10 protein-coding genes are annotated in these 16,753 nt (G+C 50.1%); 5 read left to right on the top strand and 5 right to left on the bottom strand.

Annotation, left to right across the window (positions count from 1 at the left end):
- Window positions 1–137: 137 nt before the first annotated feature.
- On the top strand, window positions 138–1,910 hold the full coding sequence (locus ACN0YH_RS04240) for a type II and III secretion system protein family protein (RefSeq protein ID WP_417378314.1): 1,773 nt from the start codon (window positions 138–140) through the stop codon (window positions 1,908–1,910).
- A 172-nt stretch (window positions 1,911–2,082) separates the two neighbouring features.
- The gene (locus ACN0YH_RS04235) at window positions 2,083–3,294 is read left to right on the top strand and encodes an AAA family ATPase (protein WP_417378313.1); all 1,212 of its coding nucleotides are present in this window, start codon (window positions 2,083–2,085) and stop codon (window positions 3,292–3,294) included.
- An 18-nt stretch (window positions 3,295–3,312) separates the two neighbouring features.
- On the opposite strand, the gene ACN0YH_RS04230 is transcribed toward ACN0YH_RS04235, so the two are convergent.
- Both ACN0YH_RS04230 and ACN0YH_RS04225 read right to left on the bottom strand, forming a co-directional pair.
- Entirely contained in the window at window positions 3,313–3,639 is a 327-nt protein-coding gene (locus ACN0YH_RS04230; protein WP_417378312.1) for a hypothetical protein, read from the bottom strand.
- A gap of 164 nt (window positions 3,640–3,803) precedes the next feature.
- Window positions 3,804–4,289, bottom strand: a complete 486-nt coding sequence (locus ACN0YH_RS04225; protein ID WP_417378311.1) for a DinB family protein — start codon at window positions 4,287–4,289, stop codon at window positions 3,804–3,806.
- Window positions 4,290–4,497: 208 nt separating this feature from the next.
- On the opposite strand from ACN0YH_RS04225, the gene ACN0YH_RS04220 reads away from it, so the two are divergent.
- Window positions 4,498–5,931 carry a bifunctional folylpolyglutamate synthase/dihydrofolate synthase gene (locus tag ACN0YH_RS04220; RefSeq protein WP_417378310.1) on the top strand — a complete coding sequence of 478 codons (1,434 nt, stop codon included), beginning with the start codon at window positions 4,498–4,500 and terminating at the stop codon, window positions 5,929–5,931.
- A 268-nt stretch (window positions 5,932–6,199) separates the two neighbouring features.
- Here the strand turns inward: ACN0YH_RS04220 and ACN0YH_RS04215 are convergent, their stop codons facing one another.
- From ACN0YH_RS04215 to pilM, 3 genes are all read right to left on the bottom strand, one after another.
- The gene (locus ACN0YH_RS04215) at window positions 6,200–8,380 is read right to left on the bottom strand and encodes a hypothetical protein (protein ID WP_417378309.1); all 2,181 of its coding nucleotides are present in this window, start codon (window positions 8,378–8,380) and stop codon (window positions 6,200–6,202) included.
- 78 nt (window positions 8,381–8,458) lie between these two features.
- Window positions 8,459–10,168, bottom strand: coding sequence for a hypothetical protein (locus tag ACN0YH_RS04210; protein WP_417378308.1), 1,710 nt, complete (start codon window positions 10,166–10,168; stop codon window positions 8,459–8,461).
- 94 nt (window positions 10,169–10,262) lie between these two features.
- Window positions 10,263–12,389 (bottom strand): type IV pilus assembly protein PilM, encoded by a 2,127-nt coding sequence (pilM, locus tag ACN0YH_RS04205; protein WP_417378307.1) that lies wholly within the window; start codon window positions 12,387–12,389, stop codon window positions 10,263–10,265.
- A 768-nt stretch (window positions 12,390–13,157) separates the two neighbouring features.
- On the opposite strand from pilM, the gene ACN0YH_RS04200 reads away from it, so the two are divergent.
- Together ACN0YH_RS04200 and cmk are read left to right on the top strand one after the other, a co-directional pair.
- Window positions 13,158–16,079 (top strand): hypothetical protein, encoded by a 2,922-nt coding sequence (locus ACN0YH_RS04200; RefSeq protein ID WP_417378306.1) that lies wholly within the window; start codon window positions 13,158–13,160, stop codon window positions 16,077–16,079.
- A 3-nt stretch (window positions 16,080–16,082) separates the two neighbouring features.
- Window positions 16,083–16,745 (top strand): (d)CMP kinase, encoded by a 663-nt coding sequence (gene cmk, locus ACN0YH_RS04195; protein ID WP_417378305.1) that lies wholly within the window; start codon window positions 16,083–16,085, stop codon window positions 16,743–16,745.
- Window positions 16,746–16,753: the final 8 nt, after the last annotated feature.

Genomic DNA, 16,753 nt, shown 5'->3' with positions numbered 1-16,753 from the left:
CTCTCTGACATTGCAGGGGGGATTTATTGCGGGCAGAGAGATTTCTCTCAACAAATTATTGAATGATACCTGTTTTGAGAGTGAGTTCAGATCAATGACTGAAATCACTCAGTAGTAAAAAAATGTAAGGGGCACGGATGCTGGCCTTAAAAAAACACATTAGAGCGAAATGTCTGCCTGTTTTAGTCACATTGGTCTGCAGCCTCATTGCATTGAAGGCTTCCGCTCAGGATGAACTGCCCGCACCGCCCGGTGCGAGTGAACCTGTCGTAAAGATCACAGCTGAAAAAATGAAGCTGGAAGTGACAGAGAAGTTCTCCAAGATTCTCAAATTCCCGGGTAAGATCAAACGTGTAGATGGATTTGATCCAACCGTATTGAGCGTCTCTGCCCTCACTCCGAACGAAATCCGCATTCAGGCGCTCGTTCCCGGAGTGACGACACTGGTCATCACAGACGAAAATGGCAAAGTCTATACGATAGACACATTCGTGAGTGGGGATGCACGTCATCTGCAGGCTTATCTGCGGGAGCTGTTTCCTAATTCAGCTGTAACAGCCATCAGAGTCCAGGATTCGGTTGTCTTGCGGGGCTGGGTGACAGAACCTGAAGCAATCACTGAAATGGTGGAAATTGCAGAGCAGTTCTTTCCTAATGGTGTATTAAATCAGATGAAGCTGGCAGGTGTGCAGCAGGTACTGCTCAAAGTCAAAATCATGGAAGTTCAGCGCTCGAAAATTCGACAGCTCGGTGTTAACTGGCTGTTTCTGAATCAATCAGGATATGCTTACAGTACGCCAGGAACCCTGGTTCCCATCACTGGTATCAATGTTCCCTTTGGTGGGCCACCAGCGCTCACGGCATCACAAAACCTGATCAGTGGTACTTCACTTGGATTTGGACTGGTTGATGGCTCAAGCATTTTCCAGGCATTCATTGAAGCGTTAAAGAAAGAAGCCTTATTGAAAATCCTGGCGGAACCGGAACTGGTTACAACCAGCGGTCGCCCGGCTAACCTGTTGTCAGGTGGTGAATTCCCGATCCTGGTCCCGCAAAGTCTGGGTACGGTCACCATTGAATGGCGTGAATTTGGTGTAAGAATGGAAGCCGTACCCATTGTTCTGGGGAATGGACGCCTGCGATTGGAAGTTCAACCTGAAGTCAGTGAACGCGACTTTTCCAATGCGGTCCAGGTCGCCGGAACAACTGTTCCCGGATTAACAGTCCGCCGCGCCAATACTGCAGTCGAAATGAACTTTGGCGAAACCATGGTCATCGCCGGTCTAATTTCCAGTCGAAAAACAGCCGAAACATCCAAGACACCCTTTCTGGGCGAACTTCCGATAGTCGGGGCTGCGTTTCGTCGGGTCAAATACACCGAAGGGGAAACCGAGCTTGTCATTATGGTGACTCCGGAACTGGTTTCCCCCTTGAAGTCCGGGCAGGTTCCACCAGGTGGCCCCGGCCTGTTTACAGCAACTCCGACAGATCGCGAGTTGTATCTGGATGGTGTCCTGGAAGTGCCCAGTTATGGGGATAACTGCCCTGACTGCCAGTATTCCATTCCCGGTCCGATCAGTCCAGAGTCGATGATGGTGCCCGATCACGTATTGCCGCCAGCATCGGCATCACAGATGCCCCCTGTTCCAGCAGCTCCTACCATTCGCTCAGAAGTGATTCGGAAACCATCGCTCTCTCCTGAGAATATGAAAGCATTACAGGAGCATGAAAAAATTCAGAAGGCGGCACCCCGTCCGGCTACGGCCGCCAAGGTGCCAGATCTCTCGAGTCCGAAACAGAATGATTGGAAAGCAAAATCCAAAAAAACGGAACCGAAAGTGAAAACGAGTGCACCCACTTTGAGTTCTCCGACGAGCAATCAACCGGGACTGATTGGACCGGGAAATTAGGAAGCAAACCGCTGCAACTAAGTGTCTTGCTGGCTGAATCTGCATGGGAGTGTACGAAAGAGTGGTAAAATTAAACAGGATCCTCTTTGAAAATATTAATAATGTGCGCTTTCAAGTTCGATACTATTAAATACAGTAAAAACACTAAACCCTAAGCAGAAGTGATCAACGAATGAGTGGAGTTGTCCGGCTTTCGATTATCGATCCAAATGAAGCAACTCGCAATGAGCTGAAAAACATGCTGATTGGCGTGGATATGGTCTGGCTCGAAGCAGAGTGCAGTCGCTATGAATTTTTTACGGAGGTTGTTTCTCAAACGCAACCTGATATCGCGCTGATATCGCTGGACGCCAACCCGGAGATGGCTTTAAGTCTGATTGCCCAGGTCACCCGCGATTTACCCAGTTGTAATGTGATTGTCGTCAGCAGTTCCCAGGAAGGCAGTCTGATCTTAAAGGCCATGCGAAATGGCGCGAAAGAATTCCTGGGGTTCCCGCTGATTCTGGAAGATTTTCTGTCTGCCTTAAACCGAATTCAAATTACCTCCGGCAAATCGGAGGGAGAGCATAATGCCCCCCGTTCCAGTCAGGTCATTACTGTTGCTGGTGTGAGTGGTGGTGTCGGTTGTACTTCTCTGGCAATCAACCTGGCCTGCTGTCTGGCAAGTCATGAACGCAACAGTGTGGCGGTGATTGATCTGGATCTGGCTCTAGGCGATACCGATGTCTGGCTGGATATCATTCCGGATTACACGATTCAGGACGTTGCTGAAAATATTTCGCGACTGGATTACTCGCTGCTGAAACGCTCGTTGACCAAACATGCCTGTGGCGCATTCCTGCTACCTCGTCCCGTGCAGATGGACATGTCGATGCAGATCACGACAGAAGTACTCCGCCGCATCATTGCACTGCTACGGGCAACATTCACACATCTCGTGATTGATGTCAGCAAGTCATATAACAGTCTCGATCTGGCGGCGATGGAATTATCGGATACCGTACTGTTGACTGCACAGTTGGATTTACCCTGCCTGCGAAATGTAGTTCGGCTTTCTCAGTATTTTGATACCAATGAACATATTGTTGAAAAAATCAAAGTGGTGATGAATCGCCTGGGACTGGAAGATACCCAGATCAGTGTGAGTAAAGCACTGGAAACGATTGGTCGTGAAATCTTCTGTCAGATTCCCAATGATTATGCGACGATGGTCGAGTCTCGTAATAACGGGATTCCATTGGTGATGCAGGCACCTAAAGCAAAACTCACGAGAACCATTATGGGGTTGGCTGCAAGCGTGAGTGGGGAATCAATCGCAGAACAGGACGATTCCGTTTCCCGGAAAAAGAAGAGTCTGTTTGGTTTTTTGAACAATTCCAAATAGCGGCTTCAGAGTGATCGTTCAGGCATCCAGATCGAGATGGCTCCCCAGGTTGCCTTCTGCATCGGGGTGACGTGTTGTGTGTTCGTCCTGCTCTTCCGTTTCGCGCTGAGTCCCCTGCTCGGCTTCTTCTTCATGTCCTAATGGCATCCGGCCATCAGCATCACGATCGCCTGAGGCATCGGGATCTCCCACATCATGGAGTTGATGATCCGTCATCGATTTTTGATCGATGGACATGTTCTGCGCTGCCGCCTCGGCTTTTTGCTTGTCGATACTGGCATCACTCCGTTGCGCGCCGGCGAAAGAACTGTTTATGTTTAGGGCACCGGGGTTGATTGAACTCATGGGGACAGATCCTCCATCTGATTTGAAACCGTCTCAACATCAGGTAGAACGTCTGGAGCAGATGACTCAATATGAATGACATACGTAATTTGAGAAGATCCAGAAAAAATGTCAATAGATATTCGCTGTTCCCCGGCTTTCCAGTTGAATTTGCCAGTAATCGGCTATTGTGCTTTCCAGGAATTCAGGGTCAGATGCGCCTGTCCCTGATGGTGAGTTTCATGCCAGCATAAGATCTTTAAGGCCATCTCGTTGGTCCAGCCCCGCTCCTGCAAACCTTCTGGCACGACATTCAGATCTGCTTCCGGAATCATTTGAATTGTCTTCAGGAGACTTTCTCGTGATTGACTCAATGTACTTTGGATGGCCTCCAGAGAAGGAATATCGTCTCCTGCGATACTTCCCTTTTGGTACAGCGGAAACAGGTTTGTCAGATTCGAGTCCGTTTTTCGCAGGCGGTCTGTAGCAAATAGTTCTTCCGTTACCGCAATATGCATGACCTGCCAGGCGATGTGAGCCCTGCCGGGACCCGGTCGAAATGACAGGGCAGATTGAGGATCGGATAATGTGCTGATCTCATCAATGGTTTTGAGTGTCATAATCCGGTTGAATTTCAGCAGTTCCACGATGGTGGCTATTTGAATGCTCATGTTTTCTGTGCACCTTTGGAGCTCGAATGTGGCTGGCAGTTGTAAAATTGTTTGTTAGATCATATACCTCACAGTCTACTTCCGAAAAGTGCATGACTATAATATCCGATAGATCACCGCTATACTCGGCCGTTTTGACTGTCATGCTGATCACGACAGTTAACAGGATGTATGTTTTTTCAGTTATATCATAAGGAAACTGCCTGGCATGGGTGTCTCGGCAGAGAAGTACCAGCAGAGTCTGGACTTCCTATTTGGTCGTCTCAATTATGAACGGATGGGGAGTAGCAAGTACTCTACCAGTGATTTTAAATTGGGAAGGATGCAGGAGTTGTTGGACTGCCTGGGGAATCCGCAATTCCAGGTCCCAACGATCCACATCGCGGGTACCAAAGGGAAAGGCTCTACCTCTGTGATGATCGCAGAGATGCTTTCTGCGGCCGGATTTCGCACGGGATTATTCACTTCGCCTCATATCACATGTTACGAAGAACGAATTCTGATCAATGGTCAACAGATTGAGTCAGAGCAACTGGTCGAACTGGTGTCGGAACTGATTCAGGTTGTAGAGCAACTGGACCTGAAACCCGGCAATATGAACCCCACATTTTTTGAATTGACGACTGCGCTGGCCTGGATGCATTTTCATAAGCAACACGTTGACTTTGCTGTCATGGAAGTGGGCCTGGGAGGACGACTGGATTCAACAAACGTCTGTGATCCACTGGTGACCGTTGTTACCAATATCAGCTACGACCATACTGCACTGTTGGGAAATTCCATTGAACAGATCACGCGTGAAAAAGCTGGAATTATCAAGCAGGGAATCCCTGTATTCAGCGGAGTGACCCAACCAGAGGCGCTGGCAGTTCTGGATGAAGTCTGTCAGGAAAATCAGTCTCTCCTATACCTGTTGAATCGAGATTTTATGCGATTGGCCGAGTCGCATCAGAATTCCCAACTTGAGCAGGCGGATGATTCCAGCCAGATACCAGCCAAAAATCAGCAGAACATTCAGGTAAAAACTCCCTGGTCACTGATCGACCAGATGCCTGTGACACTTCTGGGAACGCATCAACTGACTAATGCAACTCTGGCTGTAACAGTAATTGACTATTTACGCCAGCAGAGAATTCCCCTGGAAGACGCGCAGATGCGCCAGGGAATGTCGTATCTGAAATGGCCTGCCCGGATTGAACTGGTGCAGAAAAATCCCCCGGTCATTATAGATACGGCACATAATGGTGCTTCCATTGAAGCGCTGGTTGACACGCTTACTGCCAGTTTTCCACAATCCAATCGGGTTCTGATTTTTGCTGCCACGAAAGATAAAGATGTCAGGGAAATGCTGGGATTACTTCTGCCCCACTTTCAGACGGTTATCCTGACGCAATATCTTTCGAATCCCCGCCGTATTCCAGTGGAAGAACTAGTGGATCTCACCCGTGAGTCACAGAAAACGACAGGCAATACATCTCAGCTCATCATCACAGATAGTCCTGAGGCGGCATGGTCACGAGCGAAAGTCGTGCTAACTGCAGATTCTCTGGTTTGTGTCACCGGTTCATTTTTTATCGCAGCAGAATTACGTGAGCTACTGCTGGGAACAACCGATGAAGTTCTGGTGACAGAACCCTGCTAGACTGTATCCAGTTTTGCTGTAGCGTCTCCAGGGCTTTTTGAACCGAGTATAATAGTTTAAGAGACGCATAGTTTGAGAGACGCTATGGGTAAATGCGATGTGATCGCTGCTTTGGCGTGAAATCCAGAATGCCGATGCGGGCGCAGGCATTCTCTCTGGTACCACATAATGAACTGGCTCTGAAGATTTCCTCACCCCTGCCCCAAAAAAAGAGGGGTGAGACATTGGAACGTCCCACCCCACTTTAAAATTGGATTGTGATTTTAAATCAAGGTCCCAGGCGGATCGGATTCTTTTTCCGTTTGTTCTTCTTACCGCGCGACTGGGGACCGAGCATTTCGGCTTCCATACCCTCAAATGCACTCATACCCTCCAGCCCGATATCAAATCCGTCAGCCGGGGCAGCGGTGCGTGCTTCGGTCGCTTCTTTGACCCAGGTTAAACTGTCACGTTCACGGCTGAATTTCTTTTTGACGTCAGTATAGGAACTGGAAACAGCAGGTGGAAGCGATTTTTTCAGGTTACCGAAGCTGTCAACGATGACGGCTTCCGGTTCGATGGGCAGATGCCCGCGTGTTCCGGCAGGCAGGTTCAGGTCGGGATGCTCTTCCAGTCGAATTGAAGGAGCAGGAATCGCATCGACCAGGTAATTCTGGGTGTCAAATTCGACAGTCGCCTTGTCATCATATTTTTCTTTGGCGACATCGTACAGCTCAGCAACCTGTTCGCCGCCGATTTCATCACCAATCGATGTTTTTAAGACAGACTGAATTGTTGTGCCTGTTTTAGGATACCACTGGTAGATTTCGAATTTCGCTGTGGTTCCAGCAATACCACGGGGAGGACGAACGCTCTGCAGATAAAAGTGTACGTCTTCCTCAGCAGTCACTGCTGCGGTTTCATTACTCCAGGGAGTCGTGCGGGTTTCGCCTTCGGCAACAGCCGGCAGAACCACTTCTTCAATCGGACGCTGGAAATTGGGGTTACGGACCACCAGTCGTACACGGTACTTATAAGTTTCACCGGGATTCAGGTCAAAATCGAAGTAACGGAACAGAAGCAGACGACCAGCGGCAGTCACATTTGCTTTCAGCTTTTGAATCAGCTTCTTTTCATCCATGGGTTCTCCCGGGCGACCCTGACGCTCCTGCATCATGGAATCGGCCATGCCCTGCATGACAGAATCCATTTCACTGGCACCTCCCCCTCCATACATCAGCTCACTCCGCATTCCCCGCATATCAAGCTGCAGGGTGGAGAACCCTTTCTGTTTTTCTTTGAAGACTTTTTCATTCGAGTGAGTTTTTTTGTACTGATCCAGGATACGTCGATTGAACTCCAGTTCCTGTTCGATTTCTTCCTGGCTCAAAGTAAAGTTTTCTACGCGGGGATGCGTGGCGACTTTATGCCAGAAACCGGCAATACGGCTGGGAAGCGGCATGGTAAAGACGCGGTCGGTAATCCCACTGATGACTACTTCGGGATCAAAGTCGGCACTTTCTTTCAGCACTTCAATAGATGTTTCGATGTCGACATCTTGCCATTCCCCTGCCCAGGGATCGTTTCCGGGAATGGCTTTTTTACGTTGTAACTGAAAGTCAAGAAACTCCAGGATTTTTCCGGTCTGCATATTTTGGAAAGAGAAGGCGTCCCCTAAAGAACGTTCGAGCTTATCCTGCTGGGTTGCCAGGTCGAAGACACCTCGTACTGCGACAAATCTTAATCCCCGGCCTTCACGGGTGGGACCAGCCATGCCTCCCATGTCACCTTCCATACCCATCATCCCTTCTGGGAGTCCTGCGGACATTGCATCGGGATTGGCAAAACCGGGATCCATTCCACCAGCCATCATCATTTCTGATTCAGCACCGGGGATCCCACCAAATGTCAGGCCAGCCATAGCAGAATCACCGGGGCCTCCCATACCACCGCCCATGCCTGAGGTACGGCGTTTGAAGGCGTCGTATTCTGGTTTATCCGGTTTTGCTTTCTCAGCTTCTGCTGAGTTGGTTTCATCGCTGCCTTCCAGAATCGCACTCTCAGCACGGGTATGCATAATCACGCGGTCATAGCTGGCAACCAGGTCTTCCACAGGCAGCCAGTCGACTTCTTTGGCTTTTGCTTTTTTCGCATAAATGGGCCAGGAAAGCTTGGTGGTAAACATATAAGGAGTGACTTCCAGTGGTTTATTCATCAGCTGCGCCACTTTTTGTCGCAAATCATCTTCCTTCAGATATTCCTGGCGTTTTTCTTCAGGCCATTGGCTGTTACTCACCTGAGTCTCTGCTGTGGCAACCTTCTGTTCTAATTCAGCAGGAGTCCGTTTTTCAGTTGTCCACTGAGAGGTAAAGATGACGAAGACCACAAATAATGCAATGCAACCCAGGACGATCTTTTCGCCATGCGTGATTGCGAACTCTTTGTAATCCATTCCTTTAAGTTTGGACATTAGATTTTTCACGGGACTATCTCCGTTAAGTGAAAATGTTACAGGAGCTGCTTAGCTTCAGCGTCGAGTAAAAGTATATTATGGATTAACCGGTTCCTCTGGCTTTGGTTCAGCCGGAGGGGGTTGCGTTGTTTCATTGGGGTTGGAATCTGCAGCCGGTGCGGGGGTTGCAGATTCCGCTGGTGTCGTAGTATCCGCACCTGGCTGAGGTGGTGTATTTTCCGAAGTGGTCGTCGCCGGTTGAGCCGGGTTCTCACCAGCCGCCGCTGCTTCCGGAGTTCCCGCGGCAGGTGCTGAACCATCGGCAGGTGCTGTCGAAGCTGCCGGGTCAGTGGGCGCTGTTCCCTCTTCAGGTTGGTCTGTGGCTTCGGCTACCACTTCGCCTTCGGGGGGGACATAGGGTTTGTAAAGCGTCATCAGACCTGCGATCGTGACAACAGCCAGTTCAGGATCATTCAGAGCGGCATCCAGCAGGCTCTGGTTTTCCTGTCCCTGAAGTCGCCCGGCACCACCCACACCCATATCGGATTCGAAGCCGAGACCGCCTGACCGATTAAATCCTCCGCCGCCACCTGCAAAGTCAGATTCGGAGCTAAAACCACCTGCTCCTCTGGCAGAGCCTCCACGTCGCCCCATCCCTCCACCACCGCCGGCGGCAATCGGATTCATAGAGTCATCGAAAAGATCAGCGCGTTGTACACGCATGATTTTTGTCGGCCAGGGCATACTGCTCAATTGAGCCAACAGGTTGGGGAGTTTAGAGGACTGAATGGTCACTTTGAGATAAAAGGCTCTTGTTTTGTAGGGAAGCTCTTCTTCTTCGTTATAATAGCGTTTGAGTTTTTGTGAACCCTGACCTCCCATACCGCCACCGAAACCGCCACCCAGAGCTGCTTCTTCCATCGGCATTTCAGAACCGCCATCGCCACCGCCGGCGGAACCATCAACGTCATTTCCAAATATTTTTACGAGGTCCATATCGACGTCGATTGATAAGGAACCATCTTTTCCGTCAGCCATGCCTCCCATTCCGCCGCCGCTGCCGCTATTAAACAGACCTCCGCCGCCGCCTGCCATTTCGCCATCCATTCCCATGCCACCATCTCCGGCAGGAGCACTGCCATCATCGCCGACAGTACCTCCTCGCAGTTCCAGGATGGAAATCTGGCGTACCGGTGATTCGCTGATATTAGCAGCACCACTTTCTTTATTGACTTTGGCAATGGCTTCCAGAATCGAAGTGACCAGCCAGACGTCTTCCTGGGCATCCCACATATCTTCTGAAGTCGGAGAGACGGTTTCCCATTTATCTAACGGGACATGGGGAATGACGTTGGGATCGAGATCGACCAGTCCCGTACCATCTTTCAGGCTGTAGGGGTTTGCCAGTTTGTGGGCACGGAGAATTTCGAATTTGTAGGCAGAACGGTACAGGTTGCGGGGTTTGATCGAAATTTCACCACGATAAGGCGTATCTACCATGAATGGCGCGATATCAGGTGGCCAGACGAATAATTCCTTTTGCTTCTCCCATAGATATCTGGTTGACTCAGAATTGTATTTTCGTTTTTGCTCGTTGATCTGCTTGAGAGCAGTCGACCAGGTTTGATTCGGAGGATTAGGAGGGACCTGCGCATCCGTAAACGCCTGGTCGATCGCAGACTTTCGTTCCTCGATTTCTTTTGCCAGACTGCCGGTTGCCATGCTCCAGCCAATGACAGGCAGAAGTAATGCGATAAACAGGATGATCCAGAATTTATGAACAATCAGAGGTTTTAATTTGTCCATGGGGGTGTCCTCTTTTCTCCGAAGAGATCAAATACTTTATGATTTTCAGGTACTAACTAGAATCTTTTTGACGTTAAAAATGATACCGTTCGGCTCAGCCTGCTTCCGGGGTTGCTTCTTCACCTTCAGTCGCAGGTGCTTCTGGAGGATTCTCCTGCCGTTCCAGGACAGGAATGGGTTTCCAGACAAATTCGAGTGTGAACTGAGTTTTATGCAGATCAATCGGTTTTGATACTTTTTCAGGTCGATTTGTGCCCGCGCGAGGACGGCCAACGCCTCCCCCGAGACCGCCGGCAAAAGAAGATTCATCGCCAGGCAAAGCGCCTGCTCCGCCGCCAAAATTACCAAAGCCGCCTGGTCTTCCGCCGAATCGCCCTTCTCCCCCCCCCGTGCCACGGGGACGGCCATTAGGATAGAATTGAAAGGGGTCACGTCTATCCTTGATGACGACCGGGTGAGTGATACCCATTTTCCGGACATCAACGGGATTAGAGCCCGGGTTTTTCATCGTCCAGGACTGCAGATTTTTCAGCAGGGTCTCATGCACGTACAAGACGCCGACATCTGTTGTTTTCTTGGACTCATCGTTATGGTAATGCACACCCTGTAACGTGAAGATATATCCTTCGCCTTCAGGGGGAGTGTCCTTATCAATTGCAGGAAGCAGTGACTTTGCCTGGGGAGAGAGTTTCTGGAACCAGGATGCCAGATCCTTCTCATATCTGACAGTAATTCCGGGGAGTTTGATCCGGTTTCGTTTTTCAATCTGTTCGTTATCAATCTCATCGCCGACATCGCGCGGCAGGCATTCGTCAATGGCTTTGTAGATTTCCAGCCAGTCAGCGCGACTGTCCAGATTCCAGACGAGTTGATTCCCCTTGTCAATCAGGCTGGTGTATTCGGCCTCTGCTCCGGTATAATCACTTTTATATTTGTTAACCTCCCCAGTCAGGCTCTTAACTTTATTTTCTGTCGCACCAAAGCGGTCCTGGCTGACGGAATTGGCCACATTGCTGTAACCGACTGCGGAAATACACAGGCCGATCATCAATGCAGCCGCTGCCACCACAGCCCATGGTTTTTTGCGACGGATTTTGCGGGCGGTTGCAATTTCAGGGGGCAGCAGCGTGGTACGAATGGTTGTCTGTTGCAATGCCTGCAACGCGATTCCATAAGGTACGGTAAACGTGAGGATGTTGTCCTGGAACAAGGGTTCATTCAGGACGGCATCGCCGACGAGGCCCTGGAAGTCATCCAGGCGTTCCACTTCGTATTGCAGGTTCTGCTGCAGGAATTTCTGCAGACCCGCCAGTTTGAAACCGTTACCGGTACCGTATACTTTTGAGATTTTGGCGTCACGGTTGACACTGGAGAAGTAACCGATGGAACGCTGGATTTCAGAGACGTACTCGTTGAAAACCGGTCGCAGTGCCTGGAAGACCGCACGAGGATCTTCAGAACGGGTCGCATTACATTTGAGGTGTTCGGCTTTCGCGAACGTCAGCTTCATCTCTTTTGTTAAAGCGCGGGTAAAGTGATTACCGCCGATGGGAACATTGCGGATCCAGATTTTATTACCATTGGTCACCATGAGTGTGGTACTGTCAGCACCCATGTCGACGACAATAGCAGATTCTTCCGGATTGCCTTCAAATTCCTGGCCGACCCGCATTCCCAGGGAGTCGTAGCAAAGTGTGTTATACAGGCCCAGGGGGGCGATCTGAATCAGTTCCACTTCAATTTTGCGCTGCAGGAACGGCTCTAGAGAATGCAGTACCTGATCACGTTTCATGGCAAAGATACCGACCTCGGCATCCAGCATGTAGCCACTCTCTTCAATGCCACCGCCGAGAGGCTGGTAATCCCAGATTACATCTTCGAGCGCGAAAGGAATCTGCTGCTTGGCTTCGTATTTCACAATCTCCGGAACACGGTTGGATTGAACGGGCGGCAACTGGATGAAGCGCGCCAGCGAAGTCTGTCCGGGGACACTGATGGCGATCAGGTCGCCATTGGTTTGATTGCGGGACAGGAATGTATCCAGAGCCTGACCGATCAGTTCATCAGGAACGGCATCGGGCTGGCTGAGAATTTTCGGGTGTGGAATATAATCAAAGGCTACCGCAATCACCTGGTCGGCGGCTTCTGCATACCGCAGGCGAATGGCTTTTAAGCCGGCCTGGCCAATTTCAATACCCCAAACAGCTTGATTTTCTGCCATGTGTCTGGTTACTCCTGCTTTCCGGAACTGAGGAATTCACTGGTCATCAGATTGAACCGGAATGTAATTAGAAAATATTATACGAGGTGAAATTCTGCCAGTTGAGAGAGCTTAAACAACAGGCAGAAATGTATCAGATCTATTCAGTTTCAGTCAGGATAGGCTCGGGAATGATTTGAGAAGTCACAATTCCCTAACATAAGGCTATCACAGGATTTCCTATAAAGTCAATGAAATAACGGATGTTTGAAAACGACTTCATCAAAATTAATAAAAACCGCTATAATCAACATGTTTTACCACTGGATGACGCACAACGGGGACATCTCCGTGGCAGCAACACATTAGAATCGTGTTGCTTTCACTTGATTGGACGGAGCATAAAATACAAGAGTTCCCGATAACCTGATTATTAATACGATTTTATCAGTTTTTTTGCTGGAATTGAGATGCAGGTTTTCAGTTTATCTGTAATTTGATCTGTAGGACGCCGCGTTCTTAACTATCGGTTTCAGTATGAGTTAGCCTGTCTTTTCCCTTTTAGTAGACACTGAGGCATGCAGTGCTATGGATACTTGGCATTCGTTTGCTTATGCTAGCCTGTGTCCAGGTTCTCTGTAGCGTTTCCAGGGCCATTTGGACCGAGTATACTAGACTCAGAGACGTGATGGGTAAAATGTGCGGTGATCGTGCTTCGTTCGAACGTAGCGACCTGCCTGAACGCAGACCCCGTTGACTTTAGTTAATTATGTAAAGCATTGTGATTCAATGACATACAATGATATTGTTGTTCTGATTCCCTGCCACAGTCTCGATGATTTTCCTACGGAACTGGATGAAAAAGAGGCAGAGAGTCTACTGAATGCGTTTGCCGTTGCCTGGCACCCGGAGCTCTTAGCTTCATCACGTGTCATACCCAGCTGGCATCGTTCTGATGAGCCTCCCCAGTTCCTGGCAGATCGCCTCCTGCTCGTTCCGAAAACTTCTGAAGACTGGCTCCCTTATGGCTGGATTGAAGAAGCCGAAGCAAATGGCGCGACAGTCGTCAGCGGGAAAATTCACCGGCAGGAAATGACTGAAGCAGCGATCCTTCCGCTTCGTTCGGCTGAAGAAGGAGAGGAAACGAATCAGAAACCGGAGTTATCCAGCGATCTGGTTGCCGATTTTTATGCGCTGGGAATCTGCTATATTCAGCTCGAACTGCTCACCCGCTGTATGCATCACTTCAGCAGTCTGGATGAAGCGACGATTCAGCGCGAAGCCATCGCGGCGGCTGATGCCGTCCTGGCAGATGATAATGAGGCGGCGCGTGCACATCTCAAAGCCTGTTTTGAAGTGTTACTGGAAAACCGTGAGCGGTTTTATCCGATCGACTGTTATCTGATTGATCTGTGCCTGCTGACTCCCGAATGGGCGAATGAATCTTTAAAGCAATCGATAGTCGATGAGCGTCCGTTCAATATTCTGGTCAGTGGGGATGATCTGGAAACAATTGCCAGCGAGAATTCTGAGCTGATCTCACTGTTAACCAAAAGTTGTCAGGATCGTGAGAGCGAAGTAATCGGCGGTGAGCAAGATCAGATTTCCACCCCCGTGGTCCCAGTGGAGTCTGTGATCTGGCAGTTACAGTCGGGATCAAAAACTGTTCAGGAATTAACCGGCATAGCGCCGACGACATGGGCGCGACGCCGCTTCGGGCTGGCGTCTGTGCTGCCGATGCTGTTGCATCGTTTTGGGTTTCATTCTGCTTTGCATCTGGTACTGGATGACGGAATCTATCCCGATTACGAACAGAGCAAAATTCACTGGGAAGGTGCGGACGGGACAATTCTGGATGCGTTTTCCCGGATTCCCATGTCGGCGGAGGGCGCTGCCGGGTATCTGCGATTTCCGCAGAGAATGGCTGAATCCATGGAGGAAGACCAGGTAGGGGCATTGATGTTTGCTCACTGGCCTGATGTGAAATCACCTTTTTTTGAAGACTTTAAACGTATCCATCAGTACGCTCCCGTCCTGGGCAGCTTTGTGCTTCTGAATGACTTTTTTCAGAATACAGAATCTTCGGGACGGCACTCCTCTTACGACGCCCGGGAATATCTATCCCCCTTTCTGAGTCAGCTGGTTGCAATGCGCAAGCCGGATCCTCTCAGTCGCTTTATCAATCATTTTGCCCGTCATGATGAATTCACCGCAGGACGCTGGTTTCACACGGTGGCACGGGCCATCTATGGAAAACCGGTTGAAGATGAATCGCTGTTGAAGATCGAACGGGATATTGAACGCGGCCACCCTGATGCAGATGAGGCTGCAACCATGCAGGCGGCTCAATCACTGCAGGGCTTCTGTGATGACGGTGTAAAACAACTCGCAAAGATCATTCTCCAGGGGGCTGAACAGCATCAGAGTGGAGTTCTGTTATTAAATTCGCTGTCATTTTCGCGGCGTGTCGTTGTTGATCTGCCTGATTTTCCTCATGAACCCATCGAACATCCAGCCGTCAAGGCAACACAGTTTGACAATACACGAAAACAGGCTGTCGTAGAGCTACCCGCTGCCGGCTTTGTCTGGCTGCAGCCTGGTCAGATCCCTGCCGCACCACCCAAAAACAGTATACCCATCGCAGAACCATTGCTGTTACGGAATGAGTTCTTTGAAGTTCATATCCACGAAGAAACTGGTGGGATTGCACAGATCAAAGAATACGGCCGCAAGCCGAATCGACTGAGCCAGCAGTTGTCGTATCGTTTTCCGTATCAACGTAATATTTCCACGCCCGGCGCGTTAGGTGACTGGGATACAAAAACTCCTTACTCGGCAACGCGCGCTGTCAATGTAGAACTCACTTGCGCAGGTCCCGGGATGGGGGAAATTGTGACAACCGGTGAAATTTACGACCAGATCAGTGATACGACGCTGGCCACTTTTCGGCAGACATTCCAGCTCTGGCGTGGACGCCCGATCCTGGATGTGAAAATCGAACTGGATGTGCACACACTTCCTGATGGCAATCCCTGGGATCATTATTACGCGACCCGCTTTGCCTGGGGCGACAGTACCGCTTCCCTCACACGCTCTCTGCTGGAAAGTGCGCATGCTTTCCAGGGAGAACGATTTGAAGGTCCGCATTACTTCGAAATAGCGGAGGGGGAAGAACGGGTTACGATTCTGAATCATGGTTTGCCGTTTCATCGTAAAACCGGCCCACGGATGCTCGACAGTATGTTAATTGTAGAAGGCGAAACCAGGCGGGAGTTTCAGTTCTCGATTGCGATCAATCAGAACTTCCCCATGCAGATTGCGCGGAATGTAATGGTGCCAGCGGGAATTTATTCGAGTCAGATCGGTCCTCCCCGCATGGGAGATCAGGGGTGGCTGTTTCACGTCTCAGTGAGTAATGTCCAGATTACCCGCGTCATGGACCTGCAGGACTCGGCACACGAAGCACCCTCCGATTCGACTGGTACAGATGCAACTGGTAAATCATCAGGGTTTGCTGTGCGTCTGATTGAGACAGAAGGCGTGCATCGCTCTGTAAAACTCAGAAGCTTTAAGTCTCCGGTGAGCGCCCGGCAGCGCGATTTTCATGGCAAGACGATTGTCGAACTGCCTGTCGAAGAAGATGCCGTTCTGGTGGAAATGTCACCTTACGAAATCGCAGAAATCGAAATCCTTTTTGAGGAATCAGTGTAATAAATGATCGTGACGATTGATGGCCCCGCAGGTTCCGGGAAAAGTACTGCGGCAAAAGGTCTGGCCGAGAGACTGGGTTTTGAATTTCTGGATACCGGTGCCATGTACCGCTGTGTTGCCTGGGCTGTGATTCAGAAACACGTCGACCCCCATGATGAAGCAGCAGTGGGACACGTCAGCCAGCAGATTCAGATCACGTTTTCTGATGCCAGAGTGCTGGTGAATGATGCAGACGTAACGGGACTGATTCGGACCCCGGAAGTCACAGAGGTGGCTTCGGTAATTGCCCAGTATCCGGAAGTACGGGAAGAGCTGGTTCGATTGCAGCGCGATGCGGCCTGTGAGACGAATATCGTCAGTGAAGGTCGCGATCAGGGGACGGTGGTGTTTCCGGATGCCTTCTGCAAGTTTTTTCTGGTCGCAGATCCCCAGGAGCGGGCGCGGCGCAGGCATGAAGAACTGCAGGAGGAAGGCAAGGAAATTACGGTAGATGAAATTCTACAGCAGATTTATCAACGCGATCAACGAGATGAACAGCGCGACGTCGCCCCCTTGAAGGCCGCAAACGACGCGCTGGAAATCAATACTTCGGTTCTCACGATTGATGCAGTGTTAGATCAACTCGAAGAAACGGTTCGTGAGCGGATCAGCGCTTTATCACGCTGAACCGCCCA

The sequence above is a fragment of the Gimesia sp. genome, from assembly GCF_048262075.1.
GTDB lineage: Bacteria > Planctomycetota > Planctomycetia > Planctomycetales > Planctomycetaceae > Gimesia.
The sequence above is the reverse complement of the archived record's forward strand: the minus strand, read 5'-3'. Positions and strand labels throughout refer to the sequence as shown.

Coding starts and splice junctions, on each gene's coding strand:
- ACN0YH_RS04210 (WP_417378308.1), bottom strand. CDS start 10,168: ATGGACAAATTAAAACCTCTGATTGTTCATAAATTCTGGATCATCCTG.
- ACN0YH_RS04235 (WP_417378313.1), top strand. CDS start 2,083: ATGAGTGGAGTTGTCCGGCTTTCGATTATCGATCCAAATGAAGCAACT.
- ACN0YH_RS04225 (WP_417378311.1), bottom strand. CDS start 4,289: ATGAGCATTCAAATAGCCACCATCGTGGAACTGCTGAAATTCAACCGG.
- ACN0YH_RS04220 (WP_417378310.1), top strand. CDS start 4,498: ATGGGTGTCTCGGCAGAGAAGTACCAGCAGAGTCTGGACTTCCTATTT.
- ACN0YH_RS04215 (WP_417378309.1), bottom strand. CDS start 8,380: ATGTCCAAACTTAAAGGAATGGATTACAAAGAGTTCGCAATCACGCAT.
- cmk (WP_417378305.1), top strand. CDS start 16,083: ATGATCGTGACGATTGATGGCCCCGCAGGTTCCGGGAAAAGTACTGCG.
- ACN0YH_RS04230 (WP_417378312.1), bottom strand. CDS start 3,639: ATGAGTTCAATCAACCCCGGTGCCCTAAACATAAACAGTTCTTTCGCC.
- ACN0YH_RS04240 (WP_417378314.1), top strand. CDS start 138: ATGCTGGCCTTAAAAAAACACATTAGAGCGAAATGTCTGCCTGTTTTA.
- ACN0YH_RS04200 (WP_417378306.1), top strand. CDS start 13,158: ATGACATACAATGATATTGTTGTTCTGATTCCCTGCCACAGTCTCGAT.
- pilM (WP_417378307.1), bottom strand. CDS start 12,389: ATGGCAGAAAATCAAGCTGTTTGGGGTATTGAAATTGGCCAGGCCGGC.